The sequence below is a fragment of the Pseudoalteromonas sp. P1-13-1a genome (genome assembly GCF_001401875.1).
Classification (GTDB): domain Bacteria; phylum Pseudomonadota; class Gammaproteobacteria; order Enterobacterales; family Alteromonadaceae; genus Pseudoalteromonas.
In genome coordinates this window covers 1-25,826 of record NZ_LKDV01000013.1, presented here as the reverse complement: position 1 = coordinate 25,826, position 25,826 = coordinate 1, and the positions used below count along the sequence as shown (strand labels likewise).

The window sequence follows — 25,826 nt, the reverse complement described above, 5'->3', positions numbered from 1 at the left end:
TTTTTGTGCCCTGCGATTAACTACAAGGCATTTCTACATTAAAACTTGTAGTTGTACTGAGCGCCAATAACAACGGCATGGCCTTTTGATTCAAAGCCCCACTGGCTGCCTGAGTCATCAGTTTCAGTAAAGTTTTGTGTTTTACCGCGAACAACACTTACACCTAAATCGACATTTGATTGCTTATCGATTGCGTAGTTACCACCTACCGAGAACCAAAAACGGTCAGTATCTGGAATAGAGATAGAAAGGTGAGTTTGTGATACTGGCGACTCATCAAACGCTACACCTGCACGAAGAAGTAAGTCTTCGTTGTATTGGTAATCAGCACCGATAGAGTAACGGAATGCATCATCAAACTGCTCTTGCTTTTCAAATGCAACAAACTTGTCGCCAGTAGGCGCTGTTACTTGCGCTTCTAACGATTCAAAACTGCTCCAGCCTGTCCATAATACACTGTAGTGAACGCCTAGTTTTTCATCTAGCTGGTGTGAGCCAGAAAATTCAGCAATAGCAGGTAAAGTCAGCTCTACAGAGCCCGGTAGTTTTGCACCGCCAGTGCCGCCTGCAGCTACTGGTAAATCATTAGAGAAATCACCTTCAAATGTAATATCTGTTTCGCTGCGGTAGTTAAAACCAAAGCGGCTGTTTTCGTCTAATTGGTACATTAAGCCCACATTTAAGCCTAGGCCGGTGTCATCACCTTGAAGGTTTACTGCATCTGCACCAAAATCAATACCACTTGCATTAGCGCCTACTTTACGAATTACTGTTGCATCAGCATAAATATAGTTTAAGCCAACACCAAAGCTAAATTGCTCTGTTACTTTGTATGCAACGCTTGCATTAAAGTTAACGGTCAAAATTTCTGTTTCACCAGCAATTTGGCCCGCTACGTAGTCATCGTTAAATTCTGTAGATAGGCCAAAATTAGAAAACGCACCAACACCTACTGATACTTTATCGTTGTAAGGCATAGTAAAGTAAGCGGCTGGTACCACTGCGCTTGGCGCAATGCTGTCGTCATCTAACGCACTTGGGTCTATACCATTGTTAGTAGACTCACCTTCAATGCTTACATCTGGCACTACAGCAATAGCTGCAACACTCAATTGCTTATCTTTAAATAAAGTCATTAATGCGGGGTTACGAGCAACAACAGAGGCGTCGTCAGCGATAGATGCTTCACCGGCGTATGCACGGCCAAGGCCTGATGCGTTTTGCTCAGCTAACTGAAACGCAGCAGCAAATGTATCTGCAGATACTAACGCAAGCGAAGCTGCGATTAGAGTTTTAGAAAATTTCATTGTTGTGTCCTTAACCAAACAGGCGTTTGGGTATCTATGTGTTGTTATTAGGATTTTAAACTTGGCTACACTACCTTAATTTTTTATAAAAAACTGTAACAAAGCGACAAAAAACACCAAAAAACACGTTTTTTAACTACATTTTAACAACTATTTAAAACTCATCGGAGCAGAAATGTGTTATTAGAGCTTATACTCTAATTGTAATTAATTATCATTTAGATTGACTTGTAATTCCGTGCATTTTAAACTCGTTACAAAATCACAAAGGAAGCAAATAGGTGATCATATTACTTATTATTGCGGGGCTCATTTTTTGTGGCGCCAGTGTGTATTGTTTTTATAAAGCAAACTATTGTGCTTGCACACAGGCCGGCCAATGCGATAACCCCGTAAACCATTACTGGTTGGGGGCCATGCTAAATGCATTAGTGTCGTTAGCTTTTTGCTGTATTGCACTGCATGTAGAGCAAGGAACATTACTATGGCTTACGTTAATGGCGAGCTGTTTTTTAGGCGCTTACATTTCTGCCAAGCGCGAAAAACTTAAACGCTGTAAAAAAGCTAATTCAACAAATGCTCTTTTAACAAACGAGCCAAATTAATTTGATAATCATGGGGCTTAATGCTCGATACAATTTTTATACTTTGATCTGGCTCGCTTAAATCGAGATCTTTAGGGGTGACGTGATGGCCATGCTTTGCATTATAAAATAGTTTAACCTTTGGCTTTATTGGGTTTAGCTTATTACCTTCAAGTACCAAGGCTAAACGCTCATTGGTTAATTTGACTATAGTACCTACCGGATGTACACCTAAGCATTTTATAAAATGTTGAACAAGCTCTGCATCAAATAGCTCTTTATGCGCTAACAAATAACGTAATGCATTAATGGGTTCATCTCCCTCCTGATGAGGTCTGTCGGCTGTTAGCGCATCGTACACATCAACAATTGCCATAATGCGCGCTGGGCGACTAAGCTTTTCAGCTGTAATACCACGTGGATAGCCTGAGCCATCTAATCGTTCATGGTGGTTAACTATCATGTCGAGCATTAGAGGGGTAATGCCCTTTTCACCTTTGACCAGGCCTAAACCTTGGGCGACATGACGTTTAATAATATCCATTTCACTGCTAGTGAGCTTACTTGGTCTAGAAATAATCCCCTGCGGGAGTTTAGCCTGCCCTAAATCGTGAAGTAGCGCGCCCATAGCAAGCTGCTGTACGGCTTCTTCTTTGTACCCTAAATATTTAGCGAACACAGCGGTGAAAATAGCGCAGTTAACCATGTGGCGCCAATTGTAACTATGTTTGTCTTTTATGCGGGTTAAAATGGTCATTGCGCTAGTATTTCTAAATACCGAGCTGACTATATCGTTAGCCATTTCGTCAATTACCGTTAAATTAACCGATAACCCTGTGGTTACATCACCATACAAAGCTTGCAGCTTGCGATTATGCTGCTCAAAGTTAATGCTGGCTTTAGCAAATTCTTGCTCAAGGGTAATTGCAGGTTTTACCGCTGGCGGCTTAGCTTTGCTGCTGGATGTAACAGGCTCTTTTACTACAGCAACCTTGGGTCTGTACTTATCAGGTACGGCTGCATCGCCTTTAGTAAAGTCGATAAGCAGCTCTAAAACGCCTTCTGTTACTAAGCGCTTTATAATTGCTTGGTTTCGCACTAAACCACTGGTTTTTATTTTTATACTATTGAGCCCTTCCTGCTGTTTGGTAACACTGTCAACAAACATACCTGGGGTAAGCTCTGAAATGGGTAACGCGATGAGCATGGTAAAAGCGTTTTTTACAATTAAATATGCCTACTAAATAGCACTATTTAAGCATAAAAGTCTACTTTTTGAGTTGAGGATAATACTATATAACTATAAAGGACTACTAAATTTGATTAGGCGTAAACAGGAAAATGATAAAAAGCAAATGGCGCTCTTGCTAGGGATCGAACCTAGAACTTAGCCTCCGGAGGGCCACGTGATATCCATTTCACCACAAGAGCACATTTGTTGCTAAAACACTAACTCGCGATATCAATGCTTTAGCACTGGCAATAATAAAGAGATCTTTAAATAAATACCAGCATCATTGAGTTATATGCCTATAAATCAAACTGTTTTTGATAAAACACTTCACAACTTGCAAAAAACAAGCTATTTATTGGTATTCAATAAAAAATAGTAACCGTTTAGCAACATATTATGGATGCTTACGGATTATATAGAGGATGTAATTATGAGTTTAATGTCGACTGAGCAAGTGGCTGAGTTTTTAGGTGTAAAAACCGAGCGTGTAAAACGTCTTGCTCGAGAGAGCTTACTTATTGCCAAGTCTGAAGATGAAAACGGTGAACCGCAATTTGATGCTGACGAGGTAGCAAAATACAAAGAGCTTGCTGCACGTTTTGGCGGCCTTTAACCGTGCATATCGCTCAATAATTTATTTAGCTGCGCGCGTAATGTGCTTGCCTTATTATTTATGTCGCGCTGCTCATACCACCCTATACACAGTACCAAAAATACCACTTTAAAGTGACATAGCTTGTCATAAGCGCTATAAAAATCACTGGGGGTTGCTTGCTGGGCGCTATATTGCTCAAGCAAGGCTTGCTCTGCGTGCGTATTTAACTCTAAGCTGACCGCAAGCGCCGCTAAGTCAAAATACACGTCATTAGTTTGCGCATATTCAAAGTCAATCAAATACATACCGCTTGAATTGACTATTAGATTATCTTTAACTAAGTCGTTATGACAAAAGCCACTGTTGTAGGGCATGTCACTAATGGCATTTAGTGTATCCTCAATTGAGCGGCTGTACTGTTGATATATATTGCTATTAGCGTAATACATAAGCTCTTTTGCAATATCCATTGGCTGTGTAGCTAGAGGGTAACTATGAACGCGTGCCAATTTTTCAACTAGGTCAATACTGTAGCTATTAGTAGCAATATCACCACAAATATAGCGAAATGCAGCTCGCCTGTTAGCCTTATTGAGCCAAATGGGTTTAGGGCAAACGTTATGCTGGCTAAGTGCAGTTTGGGCTTGTAGCCCTATTTTAGGCCAATGCGATTTGTAGCATTTTAATAAGTAGTTTTGCTGTGCAGTTTTTATTAGGTAATTGTCGTTACTTAAACCATTCACTAATTTAGTGGTTTGTAGCACCTGCTCAGGTGCCACAAACTCACTACACAACGCGGCAATATTTGGATTACGGTGCATGCGTTATAATTGCGCTAATGGCTTAGCTTGGCTTTGCTCGTACTCTTCGTACCAGGTTTTAAATCCCCACGCGGCCATAATAGTGTAAAAAATAAATAGCGCGAGCGTTGGGTAATAGCCTTTTTCGTAATACAAATACATAGAGGCCGCATCAATAACAATCCAATATAGCCAGTTTTCGAGCACTTTTTTAGCAACTAAATACGTAGTTACCACCGCAAAACAGGTTGTAAAGCTATCTAGGTAGGCAAAATCGGCATGGGTGTAGTTTTGCATTACATAGCCAATAATAATGGCCGCTAAGCTTGTAGCGGCTATAAGAATGGCGTGGCGTTGTGAAGACCACGAGGTAATACTAATATTATCTGCTTTGCCTTTGCGCCATACCATCCAGCCAAATACAGCCATGTACATGTAATAAAAATTGAGTAGCGACTCCATAAGCAGCGCGCCATTCCAGTACATTATGGTGTAAATAAGCGTGCTAAAAAAAGCGGCAGGCCAGCACCATAGGCTTTCTTTTATTGCCAGTAATAAATAAGCAATAGACAGCCCTACCGCAATATATTCCCAATGCGACATTGCTGTAAAACCACTTAAGGTTTGTGTTAAAAAATCCATGTGTGAGGTTACCGTTTTTAATACACGTTAAATAAAGGCGATTACGCTGGAGACAAATCGCCAGATAAAAACTTACATACAAAAATAGCCTTACCAAACTCTTCGTACGAGCGTTTAATCTCGGTGTTTAGCACTTGCATTACTAAATCGTAATCACCAAAAATTTGCGTAGAAAGGGTATTGGTGATCACTTTTAAGTTGTCGTATTCGTTTAAGCGGTCAATAAAACCTTTAATAAACGGGATATAATCTTGATGAAGTGGGTATTTACTGATCTCTACTGATAATTTCATTTTAAACTCTACTTTTAATTATTTGATTTCAACAAATCGTTCAATGCCAGTTCAATACAGTGTAAAATTACACTCACACTCAATTAGCTGAGCTTATTATGGCACGCAGAATAACCTATACATTTAAAAACCAACCGCGCGAAATTAACTTCGCAAAAGACAAATACCACGACATGTATCAGGCTATTGCCGCTGCCGAAGGTATTGATTTAACGAACTACTTAAACATGGTACGCCAAATAGAAATGACCTCAAAAGGCTCTTCCGCTGTACGTAACTTTCGTGATCAAGAATTTGCCCGTATGGGCTTTAGTGACATTTACTTTATTAAAGAATAAATATCACTTATTAACTACCGCTGATACTCATAACTTACGCGCGGTGTAATATTACATAGTAATTCGTAAGGGATAGTATCAGCGCAGTGGGCTATTTCTTCAACTGGCAACTCCGGCCCCCACATGGTAACGCTGTCGCCTACTTTAACATTATGCTCGTTTGCGCCTATATCAATGCTTATCATATCCATAGACACACTGCCTACAATACCGTAGCGCTGCCCTGCAATCATAACCGGTGTGCCTTCTTTGGCATGACGCGGATAGCCATCGCCATAACCCATAGCCACAACGGCTAATTGGGTTGGTTTGTCACTTTGCCAACGGCCTCCGTACCCTACTCGCTCATGTGCAGCAACATCACGCACTGCAATCACCTTTGTAGTTAAACGCATAACCGGCTTTAAATTGTGCTGCTGCCCTATGCAGTCTGCCATTGGCGACACCCCATAAAGCATAAGTCCTGGGCGTATCCAATCACCGTGCCCTGCTGGCCAAGCTATAATACCGGCCGAGTTTGATAAACAATGCGCTTGCTCTATCCCCTTTACAAGCGAATCAAATAAGCTAATTTGCTGCGCCGTTTTCGTATTATCCGTATCATCGGCACACGAAAAATGGGTCATCAAATTAATGGTGCTTTTAGCATTGGGTGTGCGCTGCAAGCGACTATAAAATTCTTCAAACTGCTCAGGTGCTATACCTAAACGGTGCATACCAGTATTTACTTTTAGCCAGCATGTTATTGGCGCATCAAGCTTGGCGTTTTCAAGTGCTGCTAATTGGTTTTCATCATGAATAATGGTTTGAAAATTATTCGCGAGTAAAATAGGCAAGTCGGCTTTATTAAAAAAACCCTCAAGCAGTACTATTGGCTTTGTTAAACCACCGGCGCGCAGTGCAAGGGCTTCATCAATTCGAGCAACAGCAAAAGCATCAGCACTATTTAAGTGCTGAGCAATTTTTACTAAGCCATGCCCATACGCATTGGCTTTTAATACCGCCATTATTTTGCTATTTGGCGCAAAATGTTTTACCTGCGATAAGTTATGCGCAAGGGCGGTTAAGTTAATTTCGGCTGTGGCTAGGCGCATTAGTATTCATCATCAACTGCTGGCCCCGCGTAATTATCAAAGCGAGAAAATTGACCCTGGAAGGTTAAACGCACTTTACCAATGGGGCCATTACGCTGTTTACCTATGATAATTTCGGCGATGCCTTTTTCTGTACTGTCTTCGTTGTATACCTCATCACGGTATATAAACATGATCAAATCGGCATCTTGCTCTATCGACCCCGACTCACGTAAATCTGAGTTGATTGGGCGCTTATCGGCACGTTGCTCTAGGGTACGGTTTAGCTGCGAAAGCGCTATAACCGGGCACTGTAATTCTTTTGCGAGCGCTTTTAATGAACGCGATATTTCGGCAATCTCTAAAGTACGGTTATCTGATAGGCTAGGTACGCGCATTAACTGTAGGTAATCGACCATGATCATACTAATACCACCGTGGTCGCGCGCTATACGTCTTGCACGTGAACGCACATCGGTAGGTGTTAATCCTGATGCATCATCAACATACATTTTGCCTTTTTCCATCAACAACCCCATGGTTGATGAAAGGCGTGCCCAGTCGTCATCATCTAACTGGCCGGTACGTACCTTGGTTTGGTTAATACGACCAAGCGATGCAAGCATCCTCATCATAATTTGTTCTGAGGGCATCTCTAGTGAGTAAATAAGCACAGGCTTGTCTTGCGTCATTGCGGCGTGCTCTGCAAGGTTCATTGCAAAGGTGGTTTTACCCATTGAAGGACGTGCTGCAACAATAATTAAGTCAGAAGGTTGCATACCTGCTGTCATTTTATCTAAATCAGCATACCCGGTGCTTACACCAGTTACACCGTCTTGCGGCGACTGGTATAGCTCTTCGATTTTATCGACGGTTTTTTCAAGAATATTATGAATGCTTTGCGGGCCTTCTGTACTTTTTGTACGTTGCTCAGCAATTTTAAATACTTTACTCTCGGCAAAGTCTAATAAGTCGTGGCTGGTGCGCCCTTCTGGGCTAAAACCGGCTTCGGCTATTTCGTTCGCTACACCAATCATTTCGCGCACTACCGCGCGCTCACGCACAATATTAGCGTACGCATCAATATTGGCAGCACTTGGGGTGTTTTTAGCTATTTCTGCCAAATACGCAAAACCACCAATACCTGCCAGTTGGTTATTTTTTTCAAGGCTTTCTGAAATTGTGATTAAATCTATCGGATCGCCCACTTCAGCAAGTGCGGTCATGGCTTCAAAAATAAGCTTATGGGTGCGGGTATAAAAGTCCTGCGCAACAACCAGCTCTGCTACGCGGTCAAACGCTTGGTTATCAAGCATTAAGCCACCTAAAACAGATTGTTCAGCTTCTATTGAATGGGGAGGAACTTTAAGGGTATCGACTTGCTTATCTGGTTTGGCCATAACTTCACAGTACTAAAATTGAATGGCTCTATTCTATCGACTTGGCGGGGCTGTGCAAATAGCAAAGCAGGAAATCTTTTCCTGCTTTTTGTAATCATCAACACTAATTAGCGTTATTTAGTACGCAGCTCAATGCGCCCGCTTATGGTATCCATTTCAACACTTGCGCTGCCACCATTAGCACTAAACTCTAAATCGCTTGCAGGGCCATATTTAGCCTTAATTACTTTATCGCTGGTAATTTTATTAATAATTTTACCATTGGCGTGCGCTTTAATCTCAAACTGAGCCGACACGCTTTGCGGAAAGTAAAAATCCGCATCGCCACTTACCGACTCATAGCGTACATCAGCCCCTTTTAGCAGCTCACTGATGTGTATTTCAGCTTCGCCGTTTACAGTATTGATACGTAAGCTTTTAATGCTTGATAATGTAAAATCGATATCGCCATTTACGTTTTCTAATCGCACATTGTTTGCTGTTGTGCTTGATTTAATATCACCATTTACGGCGCTAAAGCGCAACTCTCCGCTTGATTGCTTATCGTTTATTTCACCGTTTACGGTTTCAAATTGAATATTACCACTTAAGTTTTGTGCGTTTACATCGCCATTTACGGTGCTTAATTTAACAATGCCGCTAATGTCATTTACCGTAATTTCACCGTTAACAACATCAACCTCAGCGCCTTTTTCAAGGGTTTGTGCAGTCACCGACACATTTACGCCAGCAAACTCTAAATGACTGTTTTTTGGCATAAATACCGTTAAGTTAGAGCCATCTCCATTGTTACCCCACCCCAAATTACGTGGCATTTTTACTATAAATTCGGTTTTATCGCCTGTCGTTTTAAGCTCAAACCCTTCGGCCTTGTCATCAAGCTCGCCGGAGACTTTAAACTCGTTTTTATCCCAGCCAGTTATGTTTACATTGCCGCGTTGGTTTTCAATAAAAATAGTGCCGCCATTTGGCACCTCTATTTGCTTATCTATTTTTTCGCCCGCTAAAACGCTCAGTGGTAATAGACTTAGCCCAAGTAAAATTGCTTTCATGTTATTCCCCTATATTTGCTGCCAACGCGGTGCATGCACCTTGTTAATTAAGTCGAGTTGTTGCTGGTAAACTTGCGCCAACATGGTCAGTAACGCCTGATTTTGTGGCTCGTTTTCAAGTGCTTGTTTAATTGCTTGCTCTGCTTCTTCAAGCTCTTGTAACTGTGCTTGCCAGTTATTGGTAAGCGCATCCTGGTTTTTGTACTGTACTAATAAACTTTGCTTTTGTGCTTTAAAGTAATCACTCATAGCAACCACTTGGCTTGGCTCGTTGTTGCTCATAAATATATTGATTACTAATAACGCCGCGGCGCTACACGCAGCAATAGCGCTTAATTTAGGCCACAATGGCGCTTTAGCAGCACTTGGCTTAGCTGTAACGAGGGCATGCTCAATGCCCTGCCAAAGTGCTTTATTGGGCGCTATGTCTTTATTTAAGTTATTTAAAGACTCGTTTAAGTAGTCATCAAAATTTTGTTTACTCATGTTCGTACCACTCTTGTAATAACTGCCTTGCGCGATGATATTGTGACTTGCTCGACCCTACAGCCATACCCAGTTGCTTGGCTATTTCTTCGTGGCGGTAGCCTTCAATGGCATATAAAACAAACACCATGCGGGCACGCTCAGGTAAACGAACTATTAATTTATCGAGTCCGTTTAACCCTTTACAGCTTTGGGCGCTTTGCTCATCCATACCGCTTTGCTCTATGCTCACTACTTTGTTTAACCAGCTTTTGTGCTTACGCACATAACTAATGGCAATGTTGCTCGCTACGCTATATAACCAAGTAGAAAATTGTGAGCGTCCATCAAACCGCGCTATTTTATGCCACACCTGCACAAATACTTCTTGAGCGGCATCTTCAGCGTGCGCTTCATCAGCTAATAAGCGCAAACATAAACCGTAAACACGCTTTATATGCAGCTCATACAATGCTTTATAAGCATTTTGATCCCCCGCTTTAACACGCTCAATGAGTGCAAGGTCGCATAGGGGCGTGTGCTCGGGTTTTGTGTGTAACATCCGTGATGTCGCCTTTTAATTATTTTTATTTAAAAACGTGTATTAATGAGTGTATTGATTACTAAGACGCAAAGACAGACAAGAAAGGTTTAAACTAATAATAAAAATAGTTTAATAATTTTATAAAGAGGGATTAGATGGGTATTAAAGAGGAATGTTAGATACAAAAAAGCCGCGCTAAAAGCACGGCTTTTTGGGCTTAATTAAAAATTAAGCTTCAGCAATAACGATTACTTTAATAGTAGCTGTTACGTCTGAGTGTACTGCGATTGCAACGTCGAATTCGCCAGTTTCACGGATAGTACCGTGAGGTAAACGAACTTCTGATTTAGCAACTTCAACACCAACAGCTGAGATAGCGTCAGCGATGTCACGAGTACCGATTGAACCGAATAGCTTACCTTCGTCACCAGCTTTAGATACTAAAGTAACTTCTGCTAATGCTTCTAGTTTGTCAGCGCGTGCTTGTGCTGCAGTTAACTGTTCAGCGATTTTCGCTTCTAAGTCTGCGCGACGAGCATCAAACGTTTCAATGTTTGCTTTAGTTGCAGGAACTGCCTTACCTTGCGGGAAAAGGAAGTTACGTGCGAAGCCAGATTTAACAACAACCTGGTCACCTAGGCCACCTAGGTTAGCGATCTTATCTAGTAGAATAACTTGCATGTTTCTACACCTTTTAAAAACTGTTAATCCGCTGCTTACTTATGTAAGTCAGTGTATGGAAGAAGGGCTAAGTAGCGAGCACGCTTAATAGCAGTTGCTAGCTGGCGCTGGTATTTAGCGCTAGTACCTGTAATACGGCTAGGTACGATTTTGCCACTTTCTGTAACATAGTTTCTAAGAGTAGCTAGATCTTTGTAATCGATTTGTTGTACGCCTTCCGCTTTAAAGCGGCAGAACTTACGACGTCTGAAATAACGTGCCATGAGATTAATTCCTCAAATAATTCTTTCTATATGCTGAGCATGCAAAACCAATTGGCTAAGGCCGTTACGACCTTCGTGGCGATTTAAAAAACCACTCACTTGCAATGCCTGCCCAACGTGCAAATGTTGAGTCTGTTGTTGCATTTGCTTACCACTGGCAACAACCTGAAGCCTAACGTAACTATTACGGTTAAGATCTGCCTCGGTTTGCATCGATTTATGTTCTACAACAAAAATACAATGCGGTATGCCTGCAGGGCTTTGGCTAAACTTGGGTGTTTTACAAACAACCCCCGATATAACCAGCTGATTCATATATGGGCTAACCATTACACTAACTGCTGACTACGTGCCATGCTAGGACTCAAAACAATTAAGCAGCTGGTGCTTCTTTCTTCTCTTCTCTTGCAAGAGGAGACGCTTCAGTTACTGCATTTTTAGTACGCATAACTAAGTTACGAAGCACTGCATCGTTGTAGCGGAAAGTAGTTTCTAGCTCGCTGATTACTTCAGTAGGTGCTTCAACGTTCATAAGAACATAATGAGCTTTGTGAAGCTTGTTGATTGGGTAAGCCAGTTGACGACGGCCCCAGTCTTCAAGACGGTGGATAGTACCACCCGCTTCAGTGATAGAACCAGTATAACGTTCGATCATACCAGATACTTGCTCACTCTGATCAGGGTGAACCATGAATACGATTTCGTAATGACGCATGGATATTCCTTACGGTTAATAGAGCCTTCTACCGTTTCGGCCGGTCGGTTTAAGGCAAGGAATTAATAGTGTAAAAGCCGAAATGAGCGCGCATTTTACGCTTAGATGGATAATTAAGCAAGCAGGTTTTTTAGGCTTTTATAAGAGCAGCTATCAGGATGATATTAATATGTATCCGCTTTATATCAACAAGCAGAATTACGATAAGTGCATTGGGTTTGTATGTAGATGCAAAGCTTGCTTGCGTAAAAAGCGCAGCTTTTAATTACTTCCCCCCACCATATGCCCCTAAAATATAAACATTTACTCAAACCTAAAGGCGTGCAATTATTAAACAACACATTATTTAATAAGGATATTTATGAAGCTCTTACTATCACTCGTGTTTGCACTTACCTTTAGTACCTCTTTTTTAAGCTACGCAAACACCGCTACAACCGACATAACCGTTGGTAAAAAAGTCATTTTACAATCCAAAATACTTAACGAAGACAGGCCAATCAGAATTTTCATACCTGACACCGTAAAAGATGATCAACCGCTTTATGTTATTTATTTACTTGATGGTGTTGAGCACTTTCATACAGCATCTGGCGTTATAAAATCCCTTGTTGATTACGAGCAGATACCTAATGCCATGCTTGTTGGTGTTGATACAACTAACCGTGTTCGTGATTATTTACCTAAAGTACAAGGTGAGCCAAAAACTGAGTTTCAAACCTTTGTAAAAAATAAGTGGCCTGACGCTGGGCAAACCGACAATTTTTTAAATTTTGTGTCTGACGAACTCATGCCATACATAAACTCTAACTACTCAACTAACGGCTACACTACATTAATTGGTCACTCTAACGCAGGTACATTAGCGCTTTATACTTTAGTTAATCAGCCTGAATTATTTAACAACTACATTGCTATAAGCCCAAATGGTTGGTGGGGTGATGAAGAGTTAAAAAATAATATTATTAAATACACTAAACACCCTAAAGGCGCTCAAGAGTTATTTATTAGTGTAGCAAGTGAGGGCGCACGTTTTTATACCGGCGTATTAAATACGTTAGTAAATTTAGAACAACAAATACCTACGCAGCTAAAATGGGAATATAAGCATTACCCTGCATTTACTCATATGGGCACCATACTACCAGCCCTAAGTGATAGCCTAATTCATTTATTTAGCGACCTAATATTTAAAGTGACTGACGAGCACGGAAAGTTTGCCGATGTATCACTTATTACCGGTTACTACCAAGCATTGAGCGATAAGTACGGATTTAAGCTTAAAATTCCACAAGATGTGTACGTAGAATTTGCCCATCGCCAGCAAAAATTTGGTAATACTAAAAAAGCGATAACTACGCTTAAACACTTTACTCGCGACTACCCTAATGCGGCATACTCCCACATGCGATTGTCACAAGGCTACACGGCTGACAAACAGTTTAAAGAAGCTGTTACTAGCATGAAACACGCACTAAAGCTTGCTAAACAAAACTCACGAGACCCACTGTTAATTGATGCACTACAAGATATGGTGAAGGAAGCCCAAGCCAATTTATAATTGATTTAGCGCTAAGCATTTTAACTAACTATAAATACGAGCGACACTCATCGCGTCATCAAACTAAGCGCCTACAGTTAAAATTAAGCGCAGTGTTAAACTTTGCATGTAGACGCAGAGCTTGCTCGCGTGAAAAGCGCAGCTTTTAATCTATTTAAAGCCGCTTAAAAACAAAAAACCGATGTTTAAACTAAACATCGGTTTTTCTCTGACTGAAAGCTGACAGCTAAAAACTGACTACTTTACTTTCTCGTTGGGTTTCGCTTCGCTCTTGCCAACCTACTTATTTACCAATCGCTTCTTTGGCGAACAGGTGTTTTATTGGCCCCAGATTATCAACGAGTGACAGCCCTACTCCGCGAATCAGTTTTTTAACCGGATTTGTACCTTCAAATAACTCTTTGAGCCCTTGCATCATGGCTATGTGCTTTTGCGCGTCGAGCTTGCGGGTACGCTCGTAATCGCGAAGTGTACGGGTACTCGCAAACTCTTTATTATCACTTGTCAGTAGCTCAATTAAATACGCGGCGTCTTTTAGGCCTAGGTTCATACCCAGTCCTGCCAATGGGTGAATGGTGTGTGCTGCATCGCCTATTAGCACCACTTTGCCGTTAACCCATTGCTGGGCGTAGCGCATTTTAAGTGGAAATGCTGCGCGTTTACTTTGCACTTCGCACAGTCCGCATTGGCCATCGATGGCTGCCATTACGGCTTTATTAAAAGTAGTATCGTCCATTGCGAGCAATTCATCGCAGTGATTAGGGCTGGTAGACCACACTATAGAATGGGTGTTGGCATCGCTTAGTGGTAAAAATGCCAGAGGCCCTGTTGGTAAAAACACTTGGCGAGCGGTGTTTGCATGTGGCTCTTTGGTTTTAACCGTAGCAACGAGTGCATGGTGGTCGTAATCTTTAAAGCTTAGCGCCATATTAAATTGCTTACGAATAGCCGAATTTGCGCCATCGGCTGCCACCAGCAGTTTAGCAATAATAGGCTCACCACTTTTAAGGGTTATAAATACGTCGGACTCACTTTGGTGTATTTGTTGATACTGCGTATCAAACATGAGTGTGGCACTTGCTTGTTGCGCGAGCTCTTTTATAAGTGCAAAACGAATAATATCGTTTTCTACTATGTGACCTAAGTGATCAATCTCAAGTTGCTCATTATTAAAGGTTATTTTACCAAAACTGTCGGCGTCGCGTACGTCCATATGCGTATATGCACACGCTCGCTCTGCCATTATGTGTGGCCACACGTTTAATTGCTCAAACAAAGTTTGGCTTGCTATGCTCAACGCACTTACGCGTAATCCGTACTCATCACTTGGCGGTAATTGCTCTGGCGCGGCATCTAACACCACAACACTTACATTGGCTTTAGCGAGTCCTAACGCGAGGGTTAACCCTACGCAGCCGCCACCCACTATACAAACCTGTGCTTGCTTCATAAACGTGTACCTTGTTTAACTTGCCCCATTAGCTGCTTTGCCAACGGTGCTTTTAATGCAGGAAATAAATCCATTGAGAAAAGCCCAATGCTGCGCCCAAATGCTAAAACCCGTGACGAGTTTGAAAAAAGCCTTACCAGTGCATCGGTTAATGTCATTACCGTTTTTATATCGCTACTACGCTTTAGTGAATACTCACGTGTAAACGCATAACCGCCTAACTCGTTTTTACTTGTTGCGATTAAATGACTAAGTACCTGCACATCACGCAGGCCTAAATTAAAGCCCTGCCCTGCAATGGGGTGAATAGCATGCGCAGCGTTACCAATAACTACCGTGCGATGCGCCGTTAATGATTCTGCTTGGCCATAAACAAGCGGGTAGCTTGTACGTGTGCCCACTTTTGTAAATTGCCCTGCTCGGTAACCAAATGCATGTTGTAACGTATTTAAAAAATCGCTTTCGTTTAAGGCTGTATGCAGCTCAACTTGCGGCTTTGCCATGCACCATACTAATGAATAACGGTTATTGCTCATCGGTAAAAGTGCCATAGGGCCGTGCTCGGTAAAGCGCTCATAGGCATGGTTGTTATGCCCACCTGCAACTTCAACATTGGCAATAATAGCGTCTTGCTCATAAGGCTGAGTATTAAAACGTAAACCAAGTAATTTTCGGGTTGGTGATTGTGCGCCGTCGGCAATAACAAGTAGCTTAGCGTTTAATTTTTTACCACTTTGCAAGCTTACTTCATTATTGTTTAAGCCTTGCTTAATACTGTTTACGCTATCGGGGCAATAAAGTGTAATACTCGCTTGTGTTAAACGCTGATACAGTGCACGGCCAAACGGGTTTACTTCAACTACATAACCTAATGAAGGTTTAGCAAATTCGTCGCAATGTATATGTGCTTTACCAAAGTGACCACGATCCGACACGCTTACTTTTTTTATTGCTGCTGTGTATGGCGCACTTGGCTCAAATAAATTTAACTGCTGTAAATATTCAACCGATTGCTGTGCAAGAGCAATACTTCTGTCATCAAAACTTGGGTGGTAATCGCCCGATACTTGGTTTGCCTCTACCACCGCAATAGTCAGTGAAGGATTTGTTTTAGCAATGCTTAGCGCACAACTTGCCCCTGCAAGCCCGCCCCCAATAACAACGACATCAAACTGCTTAGCCACTTTACTCTCCAAGCTTATGCGCTTTTAGCGCTTTGCATTAGCGCTTCTATATCGTTTATGGTTTTAGGCACGCTTTGTGTGAGGTTTTCGTGCCCTGATTCGGTGATCAAAAGGTTATCTTCAATACGAATACCAATGCCTTTATATTGCTGCGGTGCGTTTGAATCTTCACTTATATAAAGCCCAGGCTCTATGGTTAAAACCATGCCTGGCTCAAATGCGCGCTCAACGTTATTTTGTTTGTAATCGCCCACATCGTGAACATCAAGGCCTAACCAGTGCCCAAGCCCGTGCATGTAATATTCTTTGCAAGCACCTTTTGCCATTAGCTCATCAAAGTTGCCAGTTAAAATACCTAAATCGAGTAACCCTTGGGTCATTACTTCCATGGCTCGTTTATTGGCGTGCGACATAAAACCACCGGGTTTAACTTCTTCAAAAGCCACTTCTTGCGCTTTAAGTACAATGTTATAAAGTGCGGCTTGCGCCTCGCTAAATTTGCCATTAACCGGAAAAGTACGTGTAATATCGGCGGCGTAGCCTTGTAGCTCACAACCAGAGTCAATCAATACTAAATCGCCCGCTTTTAACACATCACTATTTTGCGTGTAATGCAAAATATTAGCGTTATCGCCACTACCCACAATGGTGCCGTACGCTGGGTGTCGGGCACCGTGCATTGCATAATGATGATGCAGCTCAGCCTCTAACTGAAATTCAGTAGCGCCGGGGTGTGAATAGCGCATTGCGCGCATATGTCCGCGGGCACTTAGCTCGCAGCCTTCGCGCATAATGTTTACCTCGCTGGGCGATTTAAACAAACGCATTTCATGAATTAGGCCGCGTATTTCTTTAATGGTACTTGGTGCTTTGAGGCCTTTTCTCGAGCCACTTCTAAGTGTACTTAACAAGGTAAATACTTTGCTATCAAAGCGTGGGTAAGCGCCTTGTGCATAAAATAAAATCTGCTGACCGTTAACCAAATCTAATAATTGTTCAGTTAGCTCACTTAATGCGTAAGTTTCGTCGAATAAGTACTCACTTTTAGCTTTTTCGAAGCCAATTCTGCGGCCATGCCAAATTTCGGCTTGTTTGTCTTTATCAAGGCAAAATAAGGTACTGGGTGTATCACTGTTATTACACAACACTAAAACAGCATCGGGTTCGTTAAAGCCGGTTAAGTAAAAAAAGTCGCTGTCTTGTCTAAAGGCATATTCGGTGTCGCGGCTGCGCGTTACTTCACTGGCAGCAGGAATGATGGCCACACTGTTTGCATCCATTTGTGCAAGTAAGCGCTCACGGCGAGCTTTAAATTCTGACTTTTGTATTTCAACCATGCTTTAACAACCCGTTATATTTTAAATTAATGTAGTGTTTTTTTAGGTGCTTTTTCTTTGCCAAGTTCGGCAAAACAAAGCAATGCCGACACACGTACATATTCAATTACTTCATGAAGGGCTTGGCTGTCTTCTTCGGTTTCGTCAAACATGGTATCTAGGCGTGTAATTTCGCTAAAATCGCTAATCACTTCTTTTACATCTGCCGATAACTTACCGTAATCTTTTTGTTTTAAACCAAAACCAAGCATAAAACCTGCAACCCATGATACGAGGCCATTAGCTTGATCGATGAGTGTTTCATCATCGCTTGGTAAAAATAAGTCGAACGCAAAAGCTTCATCGTTAAAGCTAGCAACGACTTGCTTATAAATGGTGCCAAAAAATTGTTTTAAGTCGTTGCTAAACGCTTGGCCATCATTAAATACATCACTTAATAGACCTAAGTATTCTTTATCATCAATACTTAAACCACAGGCCAGTAGTCCGCTAATTACACCATGCGCTTCTGCCGGTGAGACAAAAATTTCGTTTTTTTCCAAAAGCAGCTGGGCTTTTTGGTAATCTGGTAAGTCGCTCATGTTTATATCTTCGCTTTGCAAGTTATGGCAATGCTACCACTCGATAAAAAGCAACTCCAATTAATTGTATGATCCCGCTCAAAAAGTAGTACGATAAGTAAATAGCGCGTTACCAGCGGGCAAAAACTGCTCGAACGATTGAATTTTTTTCGTTTGGGGTTTAAGGAATGGATTATGTCTTATATACTGAACTTGTTCCCTGGGGTGTCGGAGTTTGGTTAAGTCCCTGAGCCGATAAATTTTATACCAGGATTTCTGTTCGTCTACTATTGTGCAAGCTCGGCATGTACCGAGAAGCCTACGGTAGACCGCAGCTTTCCGCCCTGAAACCTTCTGGTTTCAGGACTGACGCCGGACACCACACGCTTGGGGAACACCTTCTTATTTTTATATTCCCTCTTATTACCTAATCATTTTTTACTATACCTTCGTACATTATTTTTATAATTTTTGGCAAAAAAAAGCTGCACTTGACATTAATCAACCACAGCTTAGCCCTAGAACACATTTCGGTATTTATCTAAACCAACTTTGAAAGCGCTCCATCAGCATATAGTTTACTGGCACTAATATAAGTGTAATAAACGTAGCAAACACAATACCAAAGCCAAGGCTTACTGCCATTGGAATTAAAAACTGTGCTTGTGTCGCCTTTTCAAATAGTAGCGGCATTAAACCAATAAAGGTGGTTAAACTGGTTAGCATTACTGGGCGAAAACGTGCAGCCCCTGCAAGTTTAACCGCATCAATAATTTTGCCGCCTTCACTGCATTTTTTATTAATAAAATCAACTAAAACCAGCGAGTCATTTACCACAACACCAATGAGTGCAAGCATACCTAACAAACTCATAATGGTTAAATCCATGCCCATGACCCAATGCCCAACCACGGCACCAATCATGCCAAACGGTATTACGCTCATTACAATAATTGGCTGCATGTACGATTTAAGCGGTATCGCTAATAGAGAATAAATAATAAAAAATACAAATAACAATGCCCAAGCAAGCGAGCCAAACGACTCTCTTTGCTCTTTAGCTTCACCTTCTAGCTTGTAATCAACACCTGGATATTGCTGCATTAGCTCATCTAAATACTCAGTTAGGTCGGCTTGCAGCGCGGTCATGTTGGTATTACTTTTTTCTATGTCGGCGGTCACGTTAAGTGTGCGGTAGCGGTCTATTCGGTTAATAGTAGATGGGCTTTGCCCTGCAATTAATGTGGCTACATGCGAAAGTGGCACCGAGCCGCCCGTAGGCGTAGTAATAAGTATATTTTGTAAGTCGGCTACAGAGCGGCGCTCTTCAATAGGTAGGCGTACCATAACACGTACATCGTCACGTCCGCGTTGTATACGCTGCACCTGCGAGCCAAAAAACGAGTTACGTACTTGGTTTGCTACATCAACTCGGTTTAAGCCTAAAGCAAAGCCTTGCTCGGTAAGCTCTATTTGCAATTCCTCTTTACCATCAGACATGCTATCGGCAATATCAAATACGGTTGGGTACGTGCTTAAACGCGTTTTAACGCTTTCGGCAATTTTTTGTAGCGTATCGAGCGATGTACCACTTAACTGCACATCTATAGGGTCTGAGCTGCGTCCTATTTCGGCCCTAAAGGTGACGCTTTCGGCGCCAGGAATAATTCCTATTAAATCGCGCCACTCACTTACCAGCTCGCGTGAGCCAATGTCTGAGTCGCGGCTCTCTGCTGGGGTTATTTCAAAGCGTACACTACCTGAGTTAGACACACCGCCACGCCCGCCGGTTGAGGCTAAAATATTTAATATAACGCTTTCGTCGGTATCTTCATCGCGGTATTTGTCTTGCAATAACTGCGCTTTTTGCGACATATCCATTACATACTTATTGGTCACTTCAAACGGCGTGCCTGTTGGCAAGGTTAATGTTACTCGTACGGTTTCGCTTGGGATACGTGGAAAAAATACAAACTTAGTCCAACCACTGGTTATTAAAGTTAAAATTATAAAAAACACACCAACAAACAAACTCACCGTTGCTAATTTATAGCGCAATGCTTTTGCTAAAATGGGCTGGTAGTATTTTAAAATAGCGCTTTCAAATCCGTCTGCAAAACGCTGCTGAAGTACTTCAAGCTTTGAAGATTTTGTTTTTTGATTACGAAGTTTTATGTACTTTAAATGAGCTGGCAGCACAAACTTAGACTCAATTAATGAGAACAGTAATACCGGAATAACCACCACCGGAATTTGTGCAAACAAGGCACCCCGTGCGCCTTCAATAAATGCTAAAGGTAAAAAGGCCGCTACGGTTGTTAGTACGCCAAAGGTAACAGGGGTTGCTACTTCTTGCGTGCCTAAAATGGCGGCTTGCTCGCCCGACTCTGCGGTTTTTAAATGGGTATAAACGTTCTCCCCCGTTACTATGGCATCGTCCACTACAATACCTAGTACTAAAATAAAGCCAAATAAGCTCATAATATTAAGGGTTACACCAAAAATAGGCATCGCAATAAATGCGCCCATAAACGAAACCGGAATACCAATAAACACCCAAAATGCGATAGCTGGGCGTAAAAATAGAGTTAGCAAAGCCAGTACTAAAATCCCCCCTTGTAGGGCGCTACTTGTTAGCGTAGCAATACGGCTTTTTACAACCTGAGAGTCGTCATCCCAGTAACTTAATTCAAAACCTTGTGGTAGCGAGCTTTGCTTGGACTCTATGTAGTTTTTTACATCATCTGCGACATCTATCGCACTTTGCGGCCCTATGCGGTATACATCTATAAAGGCCGCCTGTTTACCATTAAAGCGTGTACGTACTGGGGTCTCTTCAAAGTCATCATTGATGTTTGCTATATCACCTAAACGTATTACTGTACCGTCGCTTTGATTTTTAACTACAATGTTAGCAAATTCATCTTTTCGGTAAGCTTGCCCTTTTGAGCTTATAAGTACATCGCCCCCTTCTGTTTTTAAATTACCAGCCGAAATATCAGAGCTCGACTTAGCCACAGCAGTAGATATTTGCGCAAGGGTTAAATTGTATTGGCGAAGGGTGTCTTGGCTTACTTCTATGGCGAGCTCGTAATCTCGTACACCACTTAGCTCAACCTGCGTTACATTAGGAAGGCGTAAAATATCGTCGCGTACTTGCTCGGCGTATTCTAAGGTTTCTTTTTCACCGTAATCGCTCGCTACGGTAACAGCTATTACTTCACGTTTTCGCTCGGCAAGCGCCACAATGGGCTTTTCAGCATCCGCCGGAAAGGTATTTATAGCATCTACACGGCTTTTTATATCGGCTAATAATTCGCGTGGGTCGTAGCCACTTTCAACTTCTATGGTTACTGACGCAGAGCCCTCAGATGAGCGGCTAGAAATTTGCTCTATACCTTCTAAATCTTGAACAGCTTCTTCTATTCGAATAGTTACCCCTTGCTCTACATCTTCTGGGGTTGAGCCTCGCAAAGTAACGCTTACACTTATGCGATCTGTTTCAAACGATGGAAACACCTCAAGCGGTATTTGAGTCGATAAACTAAATAAACCCGATAACAGTAAAGTGACGAGTAACAAGTTTGCCGCTACGTGGTTTTTTGTAAACCAAGCGATCATGGCTTATCTCCTTGTGCAGCGCGACGTTTTTGTATTAGCTCTTGAACACTAATCCCCAGCTCTTGCGCTTTTTTTTCTAGCTGCTCACGCGATGGACGCTTACCTTTGCCTGGGCCTTTTGCTCGCATATTTTGCTTATCAGTTTCGCCTAAAATGCTTACTGCTGTGCCTGAGCTCACTTGCCCAAGCGGTGTAATTACTAACTTATCGCCTGCATTAAGACCTGTTTTTATCATAGCTTGTGTAGCATTTTGCCATGCAAGCGTAATGTTTTTACGCTTTAACAGCCCCCCTTCAACCACATACACGTAGCTGCCTTGGTAAATAGTACTATTAGGGATTATTAACGCATCAGGCACTGTTTTACCGCTAATTTGCGCAGTGATGTATTGGCCAATTTTAATAGGGTATTGGTTATTTGCTGTGGCTTTGTAAGGGTCATTTATCTGCGCAACAATATACAATTGCTGTGCATCTTCATCGATAGCGCCTTCAGTGCGTATTATTTGTCCTTGCCATGTTTGCTCGCCCACTAAGTCAGATTTAAACTTAACGAGTGAGCCTGCTTGGTTTTTACTGCCATCTCTGTATTGCTCTGGCAAACTAATATACGAAAGGTCTTTATTTTTAATTGGTAAGCGCACTTCAACGCTGTCTATGGCATAAATAGTTGCAAGCTCCGTGTTTTCACTTACCACTTGGCCAAGGTCTACATTACGACTAAGCACACGCCCAGCGTAAGGCGCAGTAATTTTGGTGCGCTCTAAATCAAGCTGTGCTTTTTCAAGTGCGGCTTGTGCTGAAAGTACTTGTGCTTGTGCAGCCGCTAGTTGGGGCTCGCGAAGCACTAAGCTGCTCGCTTGGGATGAGCCACCTAAGCGCTTCCAATCAGTAATAGCTTGTTGGCCGCGGGCTTTTTCTTCTAATAAGCTTTGCTCTGCAGTCAGTAATGCTGCCTGCGCCGATTTGACCTCAGCCTGATGATCTCTATCGTCGAGCTGTAGCAGTACATCGCCTTTTTCAAAAAAACCGCCTTCTCTAAAATCATCACTTACTTTATTAATTTGCCCAGATGCTTGAGCCACTAACAAACTTTGAGTACGTGGCTTTACCGTGCCATAGCTATCAATAAAAATTAAGTAATCTTGTGGCTCAATCTTTTTTACCGATACGCTCACGGTGGCTTTAGGGGGTGAGCCAAAACGTTTTGCTTCAGGCGGGTTACCCTTAATAAACATAACAATTAAAATGGTGGCCACCACCACTACGGCTGGAATTAAAAGTTTTGCTGATTTAGTTTTCATCGTTATTGCTCTTAGGTTCGCTTGTTGGGGCGTTAAAATCGCCGCCAAGGGCAACGTATAGGTTTATTCGGTTAGCAATTAGCTGGTTTTTTGTTTCTATGAGTGAGCTTTGCGCATCAAAAGAGCGCGACTGTGCATCCAGCACTGTAGTGTAAGTTACTAAGCCACTTTGGTATTGCTCAAACGACAGTTGCTCCGCTGCAAGGGCGTTTTCTTGTGCTTCTAGGGTGCTTTTATAACTGGCTTGCAGCGACTGCTGCTGAGTAATTGCATTTTCAACATCACTGAATGCATCGTACAAGGTGTCTAAATATGCTTGCTCTTGTTTTTGTGCATTTAAGCGCGCTATTTCTTCATTTGCTTTTAGCTGGCCACCATTAAATATTGGCGCAGAGATACTGCCTAATAAGGACCACGCTAAGCTTGATGGCGAGAATAAATCGCCCACTCTATCGGTGCTATCACTCACGCTTGCTGATAAGTTTAAACTAGGGAAGCGCTGCTTATGTGCAAAGGCTAGGCCCGCATCGCTCGCTAATAACTGGTACCAGCTTGCGCGCAGTTGGGGCTTGCGGGTTATAAGCTCAGAGGGAATACCGATATTAATTGGCGCAAGAAAAACAGGCAGTTCAACCTCTGCTGATATATCACCTTTGGGGTAACCGCCTAATAAGCGCTCTAAAGAACGCGACGCGCTTACAAGCGTGGCTTGCTGATTGGCAATACGCGTACGCTCGTTATTAAGCTCATTACGGGCTAAATATACATCGAGTGCTTCATTAATACCTTGGCGGTAGCCCGATTCAATAATATCTAAGTTTTGCTGAGCGTTTTCTTCTCGGCGTTTATATAAATCGAGCAACTGCTGGGCGGTGACTAAATCAAACCAGCCAGTGACCACATCGGCCACCAATTGCTGCTTGGCTTGCTCAAAACTAGCTTGTTGCGCCAAGTAGTTTAGGTTGGCTTGGCGTTTAGCATCAGATAACTTGCCCCACACATCGACTTCATAGCTTAGATCTAGAGTGACAGAGCTAGCATTATCATAACTTACAGGTCGATTGTTTTTACTACGCCTAGTTTGCCCAGATATATCAAGATCGGGCCAAAGCGCAGAGCCTGAAATTATTAATTGTTGCTTTTGTATTTGTACATCGTAGGCACTTTGTAACAAAGCTTGGTTATTATTCAGCGCCTTATTAACAAGCTTTTCAATGTAGGGGTTTTCTAATGTTTGTAGCCATTGCTGCTCTACTGCAAGTGTATTTTGTGCTGCGCCGTGTTGCCATGCGGTTGCTATATCGCTTGGTGTTTGTTGGCGCTGCTGCGGGTTTAAGTTGCCCGCACAACCACCAAGCAACACTAAGCTGAGTGCCAATAAAGTTGGCTTATGTTGCCAAATCATAGTTAACCTAAATTACTGCCATTTATGAATGTAATTCAAGCACTTTGGCAAATTTTGCTCAACTTACTTTACATAACATTACATACGTTGCGATGAATTAACATAATAGTCAGTTATTATAAAAACCGGCAGGAAATTTGGAGGGTATTTATACAAAAAAGCAAATAGCGTGTAATACACTATTTGCTAAACGAGATAAGCTATATTGTTAAACACAAACCTTTAAATTTCTTTAACGAAGCTCATGTATTGCTGCATATCGCCGACAACTGTTTGTGCTAGTAATTCGCTTGTTTCGGCTGCGTACGGCTGCTTAAAGTGAATGTCCCACAGCGCAGATTCATTGCGCCAATGTTCATAAACAACTAATGTATCGTCGTTATTTTCAATACTATATAAATCAAACACTAAGTTACCCGGCTCTTGGCTGCGCGTTTGCTCTACATGCGTTGCAAAACGTTCTATTACTTTATTTTTAAAGCTTGGCTTAATCTTAAAAATAAAAAACACAATACATATATCGTCTTCAGGGTTAATAACTTTTGTATTACGCTCATGCAGCGGAGCTGGCACTGTATTTTCAAGCAGCATGACCTCTGGCGCCGATTGACTAATTTCAGGCAGCGCATTTAATAACGTTTGTGTGTAATCCTGTGCGCCATGGTAATCAACTGCATTTTGATCTTCAAAACGCTCATAAGCAAAAAAGACGCCTGGCTCGTTTTTATCTTGATATAAACGCATCTCTAAAAGACCTGTTTCGGCCTTAGCGCCTTGCTTGTCTTCTTCTAGTAGCACTTTAAATTGTGCGATGTGCTCGTCTTTAATATCAAACTTAACAATTTGCGTGATCATAATTAGCTCCAGCTTTAAATTACTTATACCAATACGCTTAATTAAGTGATCTATTTTGCGGATTAGTATTATTTAGGCTAAAAGTGCCCTGCATTTTATTACTAAAATCAATCATATTGATGAGTAAATAAATGGAGTGAGTAATAACAGCACCCAACCTTTTGATGAGGTCATTATGCGCATGCAAACAAGGGAGAAAAAGAGAGGATATACCCAATTAATATGGACTTTTTTGTCCATAATAAATTTTAAGCAAAAAAAAGCCCTGCATGTGTATGCAGGGCTTTAATATAAATGGTGCCTCGACCCGGAATCGAACCAGGGACACGAGGATTTTCAATCCTCTGCTCTACCAACTGAGCTATCGAGGCACTTAAACAGTGCAATTAAACATTTAAAACATTTAATTTAAATAAATGGTGCCGACTAACCGAGTCGACGGGTAACTTGAACAGGCTACTGATTACAGTTTCTTTTTCAAATTACTAAAATAAATGGTGCCGACTAACCGAGTCGAACGGTTGACCTACTGATTACAAGTCAGTTGCTCTACCAGCTGAGCT

Annotated in this window: 26 protein-coding genes, 3 tRNA genes and 1 other RNA gene; 5 read left to right on the top strand and 25 right to left on the bottom strand. The window is 41.9% G+C overall.

Annotation, left to right across the window (positions count from 1 at the left end; genetic code table 11):
• Positions 1-38: 38 nt before the first annotated feature.
• Entirely contained in the window at positions 39-1,307 is a 1,269-nt protein-coding gene (locus AN391_RS09950) for an outer membrane protein transport protein (protein WP_055015269.1), read from the bottom strand.
• 281 nt (positions 1,308-1,588) lie between these two features.
• Here AN391_RS09950 and AN391_RS09945 point away from each other — a divergent pair, with 281 nt between their 5' ends.
• On the top strand, positions 1,589-1,912 hold the full coding sequence (locus AN391_RS09945; protein ID WP_055015268.1) for a hypothetical protein: 324 nt from the start codon (positions 1,589-1,591) through the stop codon (positions 1,910-1,912).
• Here the strand turns inward: AN391_RS09945 and AN391_RS09940 are convergent.
• Positions 1,872-3,098: an HD domain-containing phosphohydrolase gene (locus AN391_RS09940; protein WP_055015267.1), complete on the bottom strand. Its 1,227-nt coding sequence runs from the start codon at positions 3,096-3,098 to the stop codon at positions 1,872-1,874. The genes AN391_RS09945 and AN391_RS09940 overlap by 41 nt on opposite strands.
• Positions 3,099-3,247: 149 nt before the next feature.
• Positions 3,248-3,322, bottom strand: a tRNA-Arg gene (locus tag AN391_RS09935).
• Positions 3,323-3,555: 233 nt separating this feature from the next.
• Here AN391_RS09935 and AN391_RS09930 point away from each other — a divergent pair.
• Positions 3,556-3,738, top strand: a complete 183-nt coding sequence (locus AN391_RS09930; RefSeq protein WP_055015266.1) for a hypothetical protein — start codon at positions 3,556-3,558, stop codon at positions 3,736-3,738.
• On the opposite strand, the gene AN391_RS09925 is transcribed toward AN391_RS09930, so the two are convergent.
• The 3 genes from AN391_RS09925 to AN391_RS09915 are packed head-to-tail and all read right to left on the bottom strand — an operon-like array spanning position 3,735 to position 5,455.
• The gene (locus tag AN391_RS09925; protein WP_055015265.1) at positions 3,735-4,541 is read right to left on the bottom strand and encodes a phosphotransferase family protein; all 807 of its coding nucleotides are present in this window, start codon (positions 4,539-4,541) and stop codon (positions 3,735-3,737) included. The two genes, AN391_RS09930 and AN391_RS09925, sit on opposite strands and share 4 nt — an antisense overlap.
• A 3-nt stretch (positions 4,542-4,544) precedes the next feature.
• Positions 4,545-5,162, bottom strand: coding sequence for a nicotinamide riboside transporter PnuC (gene pnuC, locus AN391_RS09920; protein ID WP_055015264.1), 618 nt, complete (start codon positions 5,160-5,162; stop codon positions 4,545-4,547).
• Positions 5,163-5,203: 41 nt separating this feature from the next.
• Positions 5,204-5,455 (bottom strand): hypothetical protein, encoded by a 252-nt coding sequence (locus tag AN391_RS09915; RefSeq protein WP_055015263.1) that lies wholly within the window; start codon positions 5,453-5,455, stop codon positions 5,204-5,206.
• Between the two features lie 98 nt (positions 5,456-5,553).
• Between AN391_RS09915 and AN391_RS09910 the strand changes: the two genes are divergently transcribed.
• The gene (locus AN391_RS09910) at positions 5,554-5,793 is read left to right on the top strand and encodes a DUF2960 domain-containing protein (protein WP_004588463.1); all 240 of its coding nucleotides are present in this window, start codon (positions 5,554-5,556) and stop codon (positions 5,791-5,793) included.
• 14 nt (positions 5,794-5,807) lie between these two features.
• On the opposite strand, the gene alr is transcribed toward AN391_RS09910, so the two are convergent.
• From alr to rpsF, 9 genes are all read right to left on the bottom strand, one after another.
• Positions 5,808-6,887 carry an alanine racemase gene (gene alr / locus AN391_RS09905; protein ID WP_055015262.1) on the bottom strand — a complete coding sequence of 360 codons (1,080 nt, stop codon included), beginning with the start codon at positions 6,885-6,887 and terminating at the stop codon, positions 5,808-5,810.
• On the bottom strand, positions 6,887-8,266 hold the full coding sequence (dnaB, locus tag AN391_RS09900; protein ID WP_055015261.1) for a replicative DNA helicase: 1,380 nt from the start codon (positions 8,264-8,266) through the stop codon (positions 6,887-6,889). Before dnaB ends, alr begins: the two co-directional genes overlap by 1 nt.
• Before the next feature lie 113 nt (positions 8,267-8,379).
• Complete coding sequence (locus tag AN391_RS09895) at positions 8,380-9,318, bottom strand: DUF4097 family beta strand repeat-containing protein (protein WP_055015260.1); 939 nt, start codon at positions 9,316-9,318, stop codon at positions 8,380-8,382.
• 9 nt (positions 9,319-9,327) lie between these two features.
• On the bottom strand, positions 9,328-9,804 hold the full coding sequence (locus tag AN391_RS09890; RefSeq protein ID WP_055015259.1) for a hypothetical protein: 477 nt from the start codon (positions 9,802-9,804) through the stop codon (positions 9,328-9,330).
• Positions 9,797-10,345, bottom strand: coding sequence for an RNA polymerase sigma factor (locus AN391_RS09885; RefSeq protein ID WP_055015258.1), 549 nt, complete (start codon positions 10,343-10,345; stop codon positions 9,797-9,799). The genes AN391_RS09890 and AN391_RS09885 overlap by 8 nt, the downstream gene beginning before the upstream one ends.
• Before the next feature lie 210 nt (positions 10,346-10,555).
• Positions 10,556-11,008 (bottom strand): 50S ribosomal protein L9, encoded by a 453-nt coding sequence (rplI, locus tag AN391_RS09880; RefSeq protein WP_004588457.1) that lies wholly within the window; start codon positions 11,006-11,008, stop codon positions 10,556-10,558.
• 35 nt (positions 11,009-11,043) lie between these two features.
• Positions 11,044-11,271 carry a 30S ribosomal protein S18 gene (rpsR, locus tag AN391_RS09875; RefSeq protein ID WP_002962753.1) on the bottom strand — a complete coding sequence of 76 codons (228 nt, stop codon included), beginning with the start codon at positions 11,269-11,271 and terminating at the stop codon, positions 11,044-11,046.
• A 12-nt stretch (positions 11,272-11,283) separates the two neighbouring features.
• Positions 11,284-11,601: a primosomal replication protein N gene (gene priB, locus AN391_RS09870; protein WP_004588456.1), complete on the bottom strand. Its 318-nt coding sequence runs from the start codon at positions 11,599-11,601 to the stop codon at positions 11,284-11,286.
• A gap of 43 nt (positions 11,602-11,644) precedes the next feature.
• A complete protein-coding gene (rpsF, locus tag AN391_RS09865) occupies positions 11,645-11,986 on the bottom strand; it encodes a 30S ribosomal protein S6 (protein WP_004588455.1) in 342 nt (113 codons plus the stop codon).
• 361 nt (positions 11,987-12,347) lie between these two features.
• Between rpsF and AN391_RS09855 the strand changes: the two genes are divergently transcribed.
• Entirely contained in the window at positions 12,348-13,547 is a 1,200-nt protein-coding gene (locus tag AN391_RS09855) for an alpha/beta hydrolase-fold protein (protein ID WP_055015256.1), read from the top strand.
• A gap of 283 nt (positions 13,548-13,830) precedes the next feature.
• On the opposite strand, the gene AN391_RS09850 is transcribed toward AN391_RS09855, so the two are convergent.
• From AN391_RS09850 to AN391_RS09835, 4 genes are read right to left on the bottom strand one after another with little or no spacing between them, the layout of a single operon-like run.
• A complete protein-coding gene (locus AN391_RS09850; RefSeq protein ID WP_055015255.1) occupies positions 13,831-14,997 on the bottom strand; it encodes an FAD-dependent monooxygenase in 1,167 nt (388 codons plus the stop codon).
• Complete coding sequence (ubiH, locus tag AN391_RS09845) at positions 14,994-16,181, bottom strand: 2-octaprenyl-6-methoxyphenyl hydroxylase (protein ID WP_055015334.1); 1,188 nt, start codon at positions 16,179-16,181, stop codon at positions 14,994-14,996. The genes AN391_RS09850 and ubiH overlap by 4 nt, the downstream gene beginning before the upstream one ends.
• A 14-nt stretch (positions 16,182-16,195) precedes the next feature.
• A complete protein-coding gene (pepP, locus tag AN391_RS09840; RefSeq protein WP_055015254.1) occupies positions 16,196-17,518 on the bottom strand; it encodes a Xaa-Pro aminopeptidase in 1,323 nt (440 codons plus the stop codon).
• A gap of 26 nt (positions 17,519-17,544) precedes the next feature.
• Positions 17,545-18,099, bottom strand: a complete 555-nt coding sequence (locus AN391_RS09835) for a UPF0149 family protein (protein ID WP_004589599.1) — start codon at positions 18,097-18,099, stop codon at positions 17,545-17,547.
• 193 nt (positions 18,100-18,292) lie between these two features.
• On the opposite strand from AN391_RS09835, the gene ssrS reads away from it, so the two are divergent.
• Positions 18,293-18,476, top strand: a non-coding RNA gene (gene ssrS, locus AN391_RS20390) — 6S RNA.
• Positions 18,477-18,615: 139 nt separating this feature from the next.
• On the opposite strand, the gene AN391_RS09830 is transcribed toward ssrS, so the two are convergent.
• The 6 genes from AN391_RS09830 to AN391_RS09805 form a co-directional block, all read right to left on the bottom strand.
• Positions 18,616-21,699, bottom strand: a complete 3,084-nt coding sequence (locus AN391_RS09830; protein WP_055015253.1) for an efflux RND transporter permease subunit — start codon at positions 21,697-21,699, stop codon at positions 18,616-18,618.
• A complete protein-coding gene (locus AN391_RS09825) occupies positions 21,696-23,003 on the bottom strand; it encodes an efflux RND transporter periplasmic adaptor subunit (protein ID WP_055015252.1) in 1,308 nt (435 codons plus the stop codon). The genes AN391_RS09830 and AN391_RS09825 overlap by 4 nt, the downstream gene beginning before the upstream one ends.
• Positions 22,993-24,408 (bottom strand): TolC family protein, encoded by a 1,416-nt coding sequence (locus tag AN391_RS09820; protein WP_055015251.1) that lies wholly within the window; start codon positions 24,406-24,408, stop codon positions 22,993-22,995. Before AN391_RS09820 ends, AN391_RS09825 begins: the two co-directional genes overlap by 11 nt.
• 222 nt (positions 24,409-24,630) lie before the next feature.
• On the bottom strand, positions 24,631-25,263 hold the full coding sequence (locus AN391_RS09815; RefSeq protein WP_055015250.1) for a putative quinol monooxygenase: 633 nt from the start codon (positions 25,261-25,263) through the stop codon (positions 24,631-24,633).
• Positions 25,264-25,558: 295 nt separating this feature from the next.
• Positions 25,559-25,634 (bottom strand) — tRNA-Phe (locus tag AN391_RS09810).
• Between the two features lie 124 nt (positions 25,635-25,758).
• Positions 25,759-25,826 (bottom strand) — tRNA-Thr (locus AN391_RS09805).

Bases quoted from the DNA above. Each gene is read 5' to 3' on its own strand.
- AN391_RS09950 (WP_055015269.1), bottom strand. From the start codon at position 1,307: ATGAAATTTTCTAAAACTCTAATCGCAGCTTCGCTTGCGTTAGTATCT.
- AN391_RS09940 (WP_055015267.1), bottom strand. From the start codon at position 3,098: ATGCTCATCGCGTTACCCATTTCAGAGCTTACCCCAGGTATGTTTGTT.
- AN391_RS09930 (WP_055015266.1), top strand. From the start codon at position 3,556: ATGAGTTTAATGTCGACTGAGCAAGTGGCTGAGTTTTTAGGTGTAAAA.
- AN391_RS09925 (WP_055015265.1), bottom strand. From the start codon at position 4,541: ATGCACCGTAATCCAAATATTGCCGCGTTGTGTAGTGAGTTTGTGGCA.
- pnuC (WP_055015264.1), bottom strand. From the start codon at position 5,162: ATGGATTTTTTAACACAAACCTTAAGTGGTTTTACAGCAATGTCGCAT.
- AN391_RS09915 (WP_055015263.1), bottom strand. From the start codon at position 5,455: ATGAAATTATCAGTAGAGATCAGTAAATACCCACTTCATCAAGATTAT.
- AN391_RS09910 (WP_004588463.1), top strand. From the start codon at position 5,554: ATGGCACGCAGAATAACCTATACATTTAAAAACCAACCGCGCGAAATT.
- alr (WP_055015262.1), bottom strand. From the start codon at position 6,887: ATGCGCCTAGCCACAGCCGAAATTAACTTAACCGCCCTTGCGCATAAC.
- dnaB (WP_055015261.1), bottom strand. From the start codon at position 8,266: ATGGCCAAACCAGATAAGCAAGTCGATACCCTTAAAGTTCCTCCCCAT.
- AN391_RS09895 (WP_055015260.1), bottom strand. From the start codon at position 9,318: ATGAAAGCAATTTTACTTGGGCTAAGTCTATTACCACTGAGCGTTTTA.
- AN391_RS09890 (WP_055015259.1), bottom strand. From the start codon at position 9,804: ATGAGTAAACAAAATTTTGATGACTACTTAAACGAGTCTTTAAATAAC.
- AN391_RS09885 (WP_055015258.1), bottom strand. From the start codon at position 10,345: ATGTTACACACAAAACCCGAGCACACGCCCCTATGCGACCTTGCACTC.
- rplI (WP_004588457.1), bottom strand. From the start codon at position 11,008: ATGCAAGTTATTCTACTAGATAAGATCGCTAACCTAGGTGGCCTAGGT.
- rpsR (WP_002962753.1), bottom strand. From the start codon at position 11,271: ATGGCACGTTATTTCAGACGTCGTAAGTTCTGCCGCTTTAAAGCGGAA.
- priB (WP_004588456.1), bottom strand. From the start codon at position 11,601: ATGGTTAGCCCATATATGAATCAGCTGGTTATATCGGGGGTTGTTTGT.
- rpsF (WP_004588455.1), bottom strand. From the start codon at position 11,986: ATGCGTCATTACGAAATCGTATTCATGGTTCACCCTGATCAGAGTGAG.
- AN391_RS09855 (WP_055015256.1), top strand. From the start codon at position 12,348: ATGAAGCTCTTACTATCACTCGTGTTTGCACTTACCTTTAGTACCTCT.
- AN391_RS09850 (WP_055015255.1), bottom strand. From the start codon at position 14,997: ATGAAGCAAGCACAGGTTTGTATAGTGGGTGGCGGCTGCGTAGGGTTA.
- pepP (WP_055015254.1), bottom strand. From the start codon at position 17,518: ATGGTTGAAATACAAAAGTCAGAATTTAAAGCTCGCCGTGAGCGCTTA.
- AN391_RS09835 (WP_004589599.1), bottom strand. From the start codon at position 18,099: ATGAGCGACTTACCAGATTACCAAAAAGCCCAGCTGCTTTTGGAAAAA.
- AN391_RS09830 (WP_055015253.1), bottom strand. From the start codon at position 21,699: ATGATCGCTTGGTTTACAAAAAACCACGTAGCGGCAAACTTGTTACTC.
- AN391_RS09825 (WP_055015252.1), bottom strand. From the start codon at position 23,003: ATGAAAACTAAATCAGCAAAACTTTTAATTCCAGCCGTAGTGGTGGTG.
- AN391_RS09820 (WP_055015251.1), bottom strand. From the start codon at position 24,408: ATGATTTGGCAACATAAGCCAACTTTATTGGCACTCAGCTTAGTGTTG.
- AN391_RS09815 (WP_055015250.1), bottom strand. From the start codon at position 25,263: ATGATCACGCAAATTGTTAAGTTTGATATTAAAGACGAGCACATCGCA.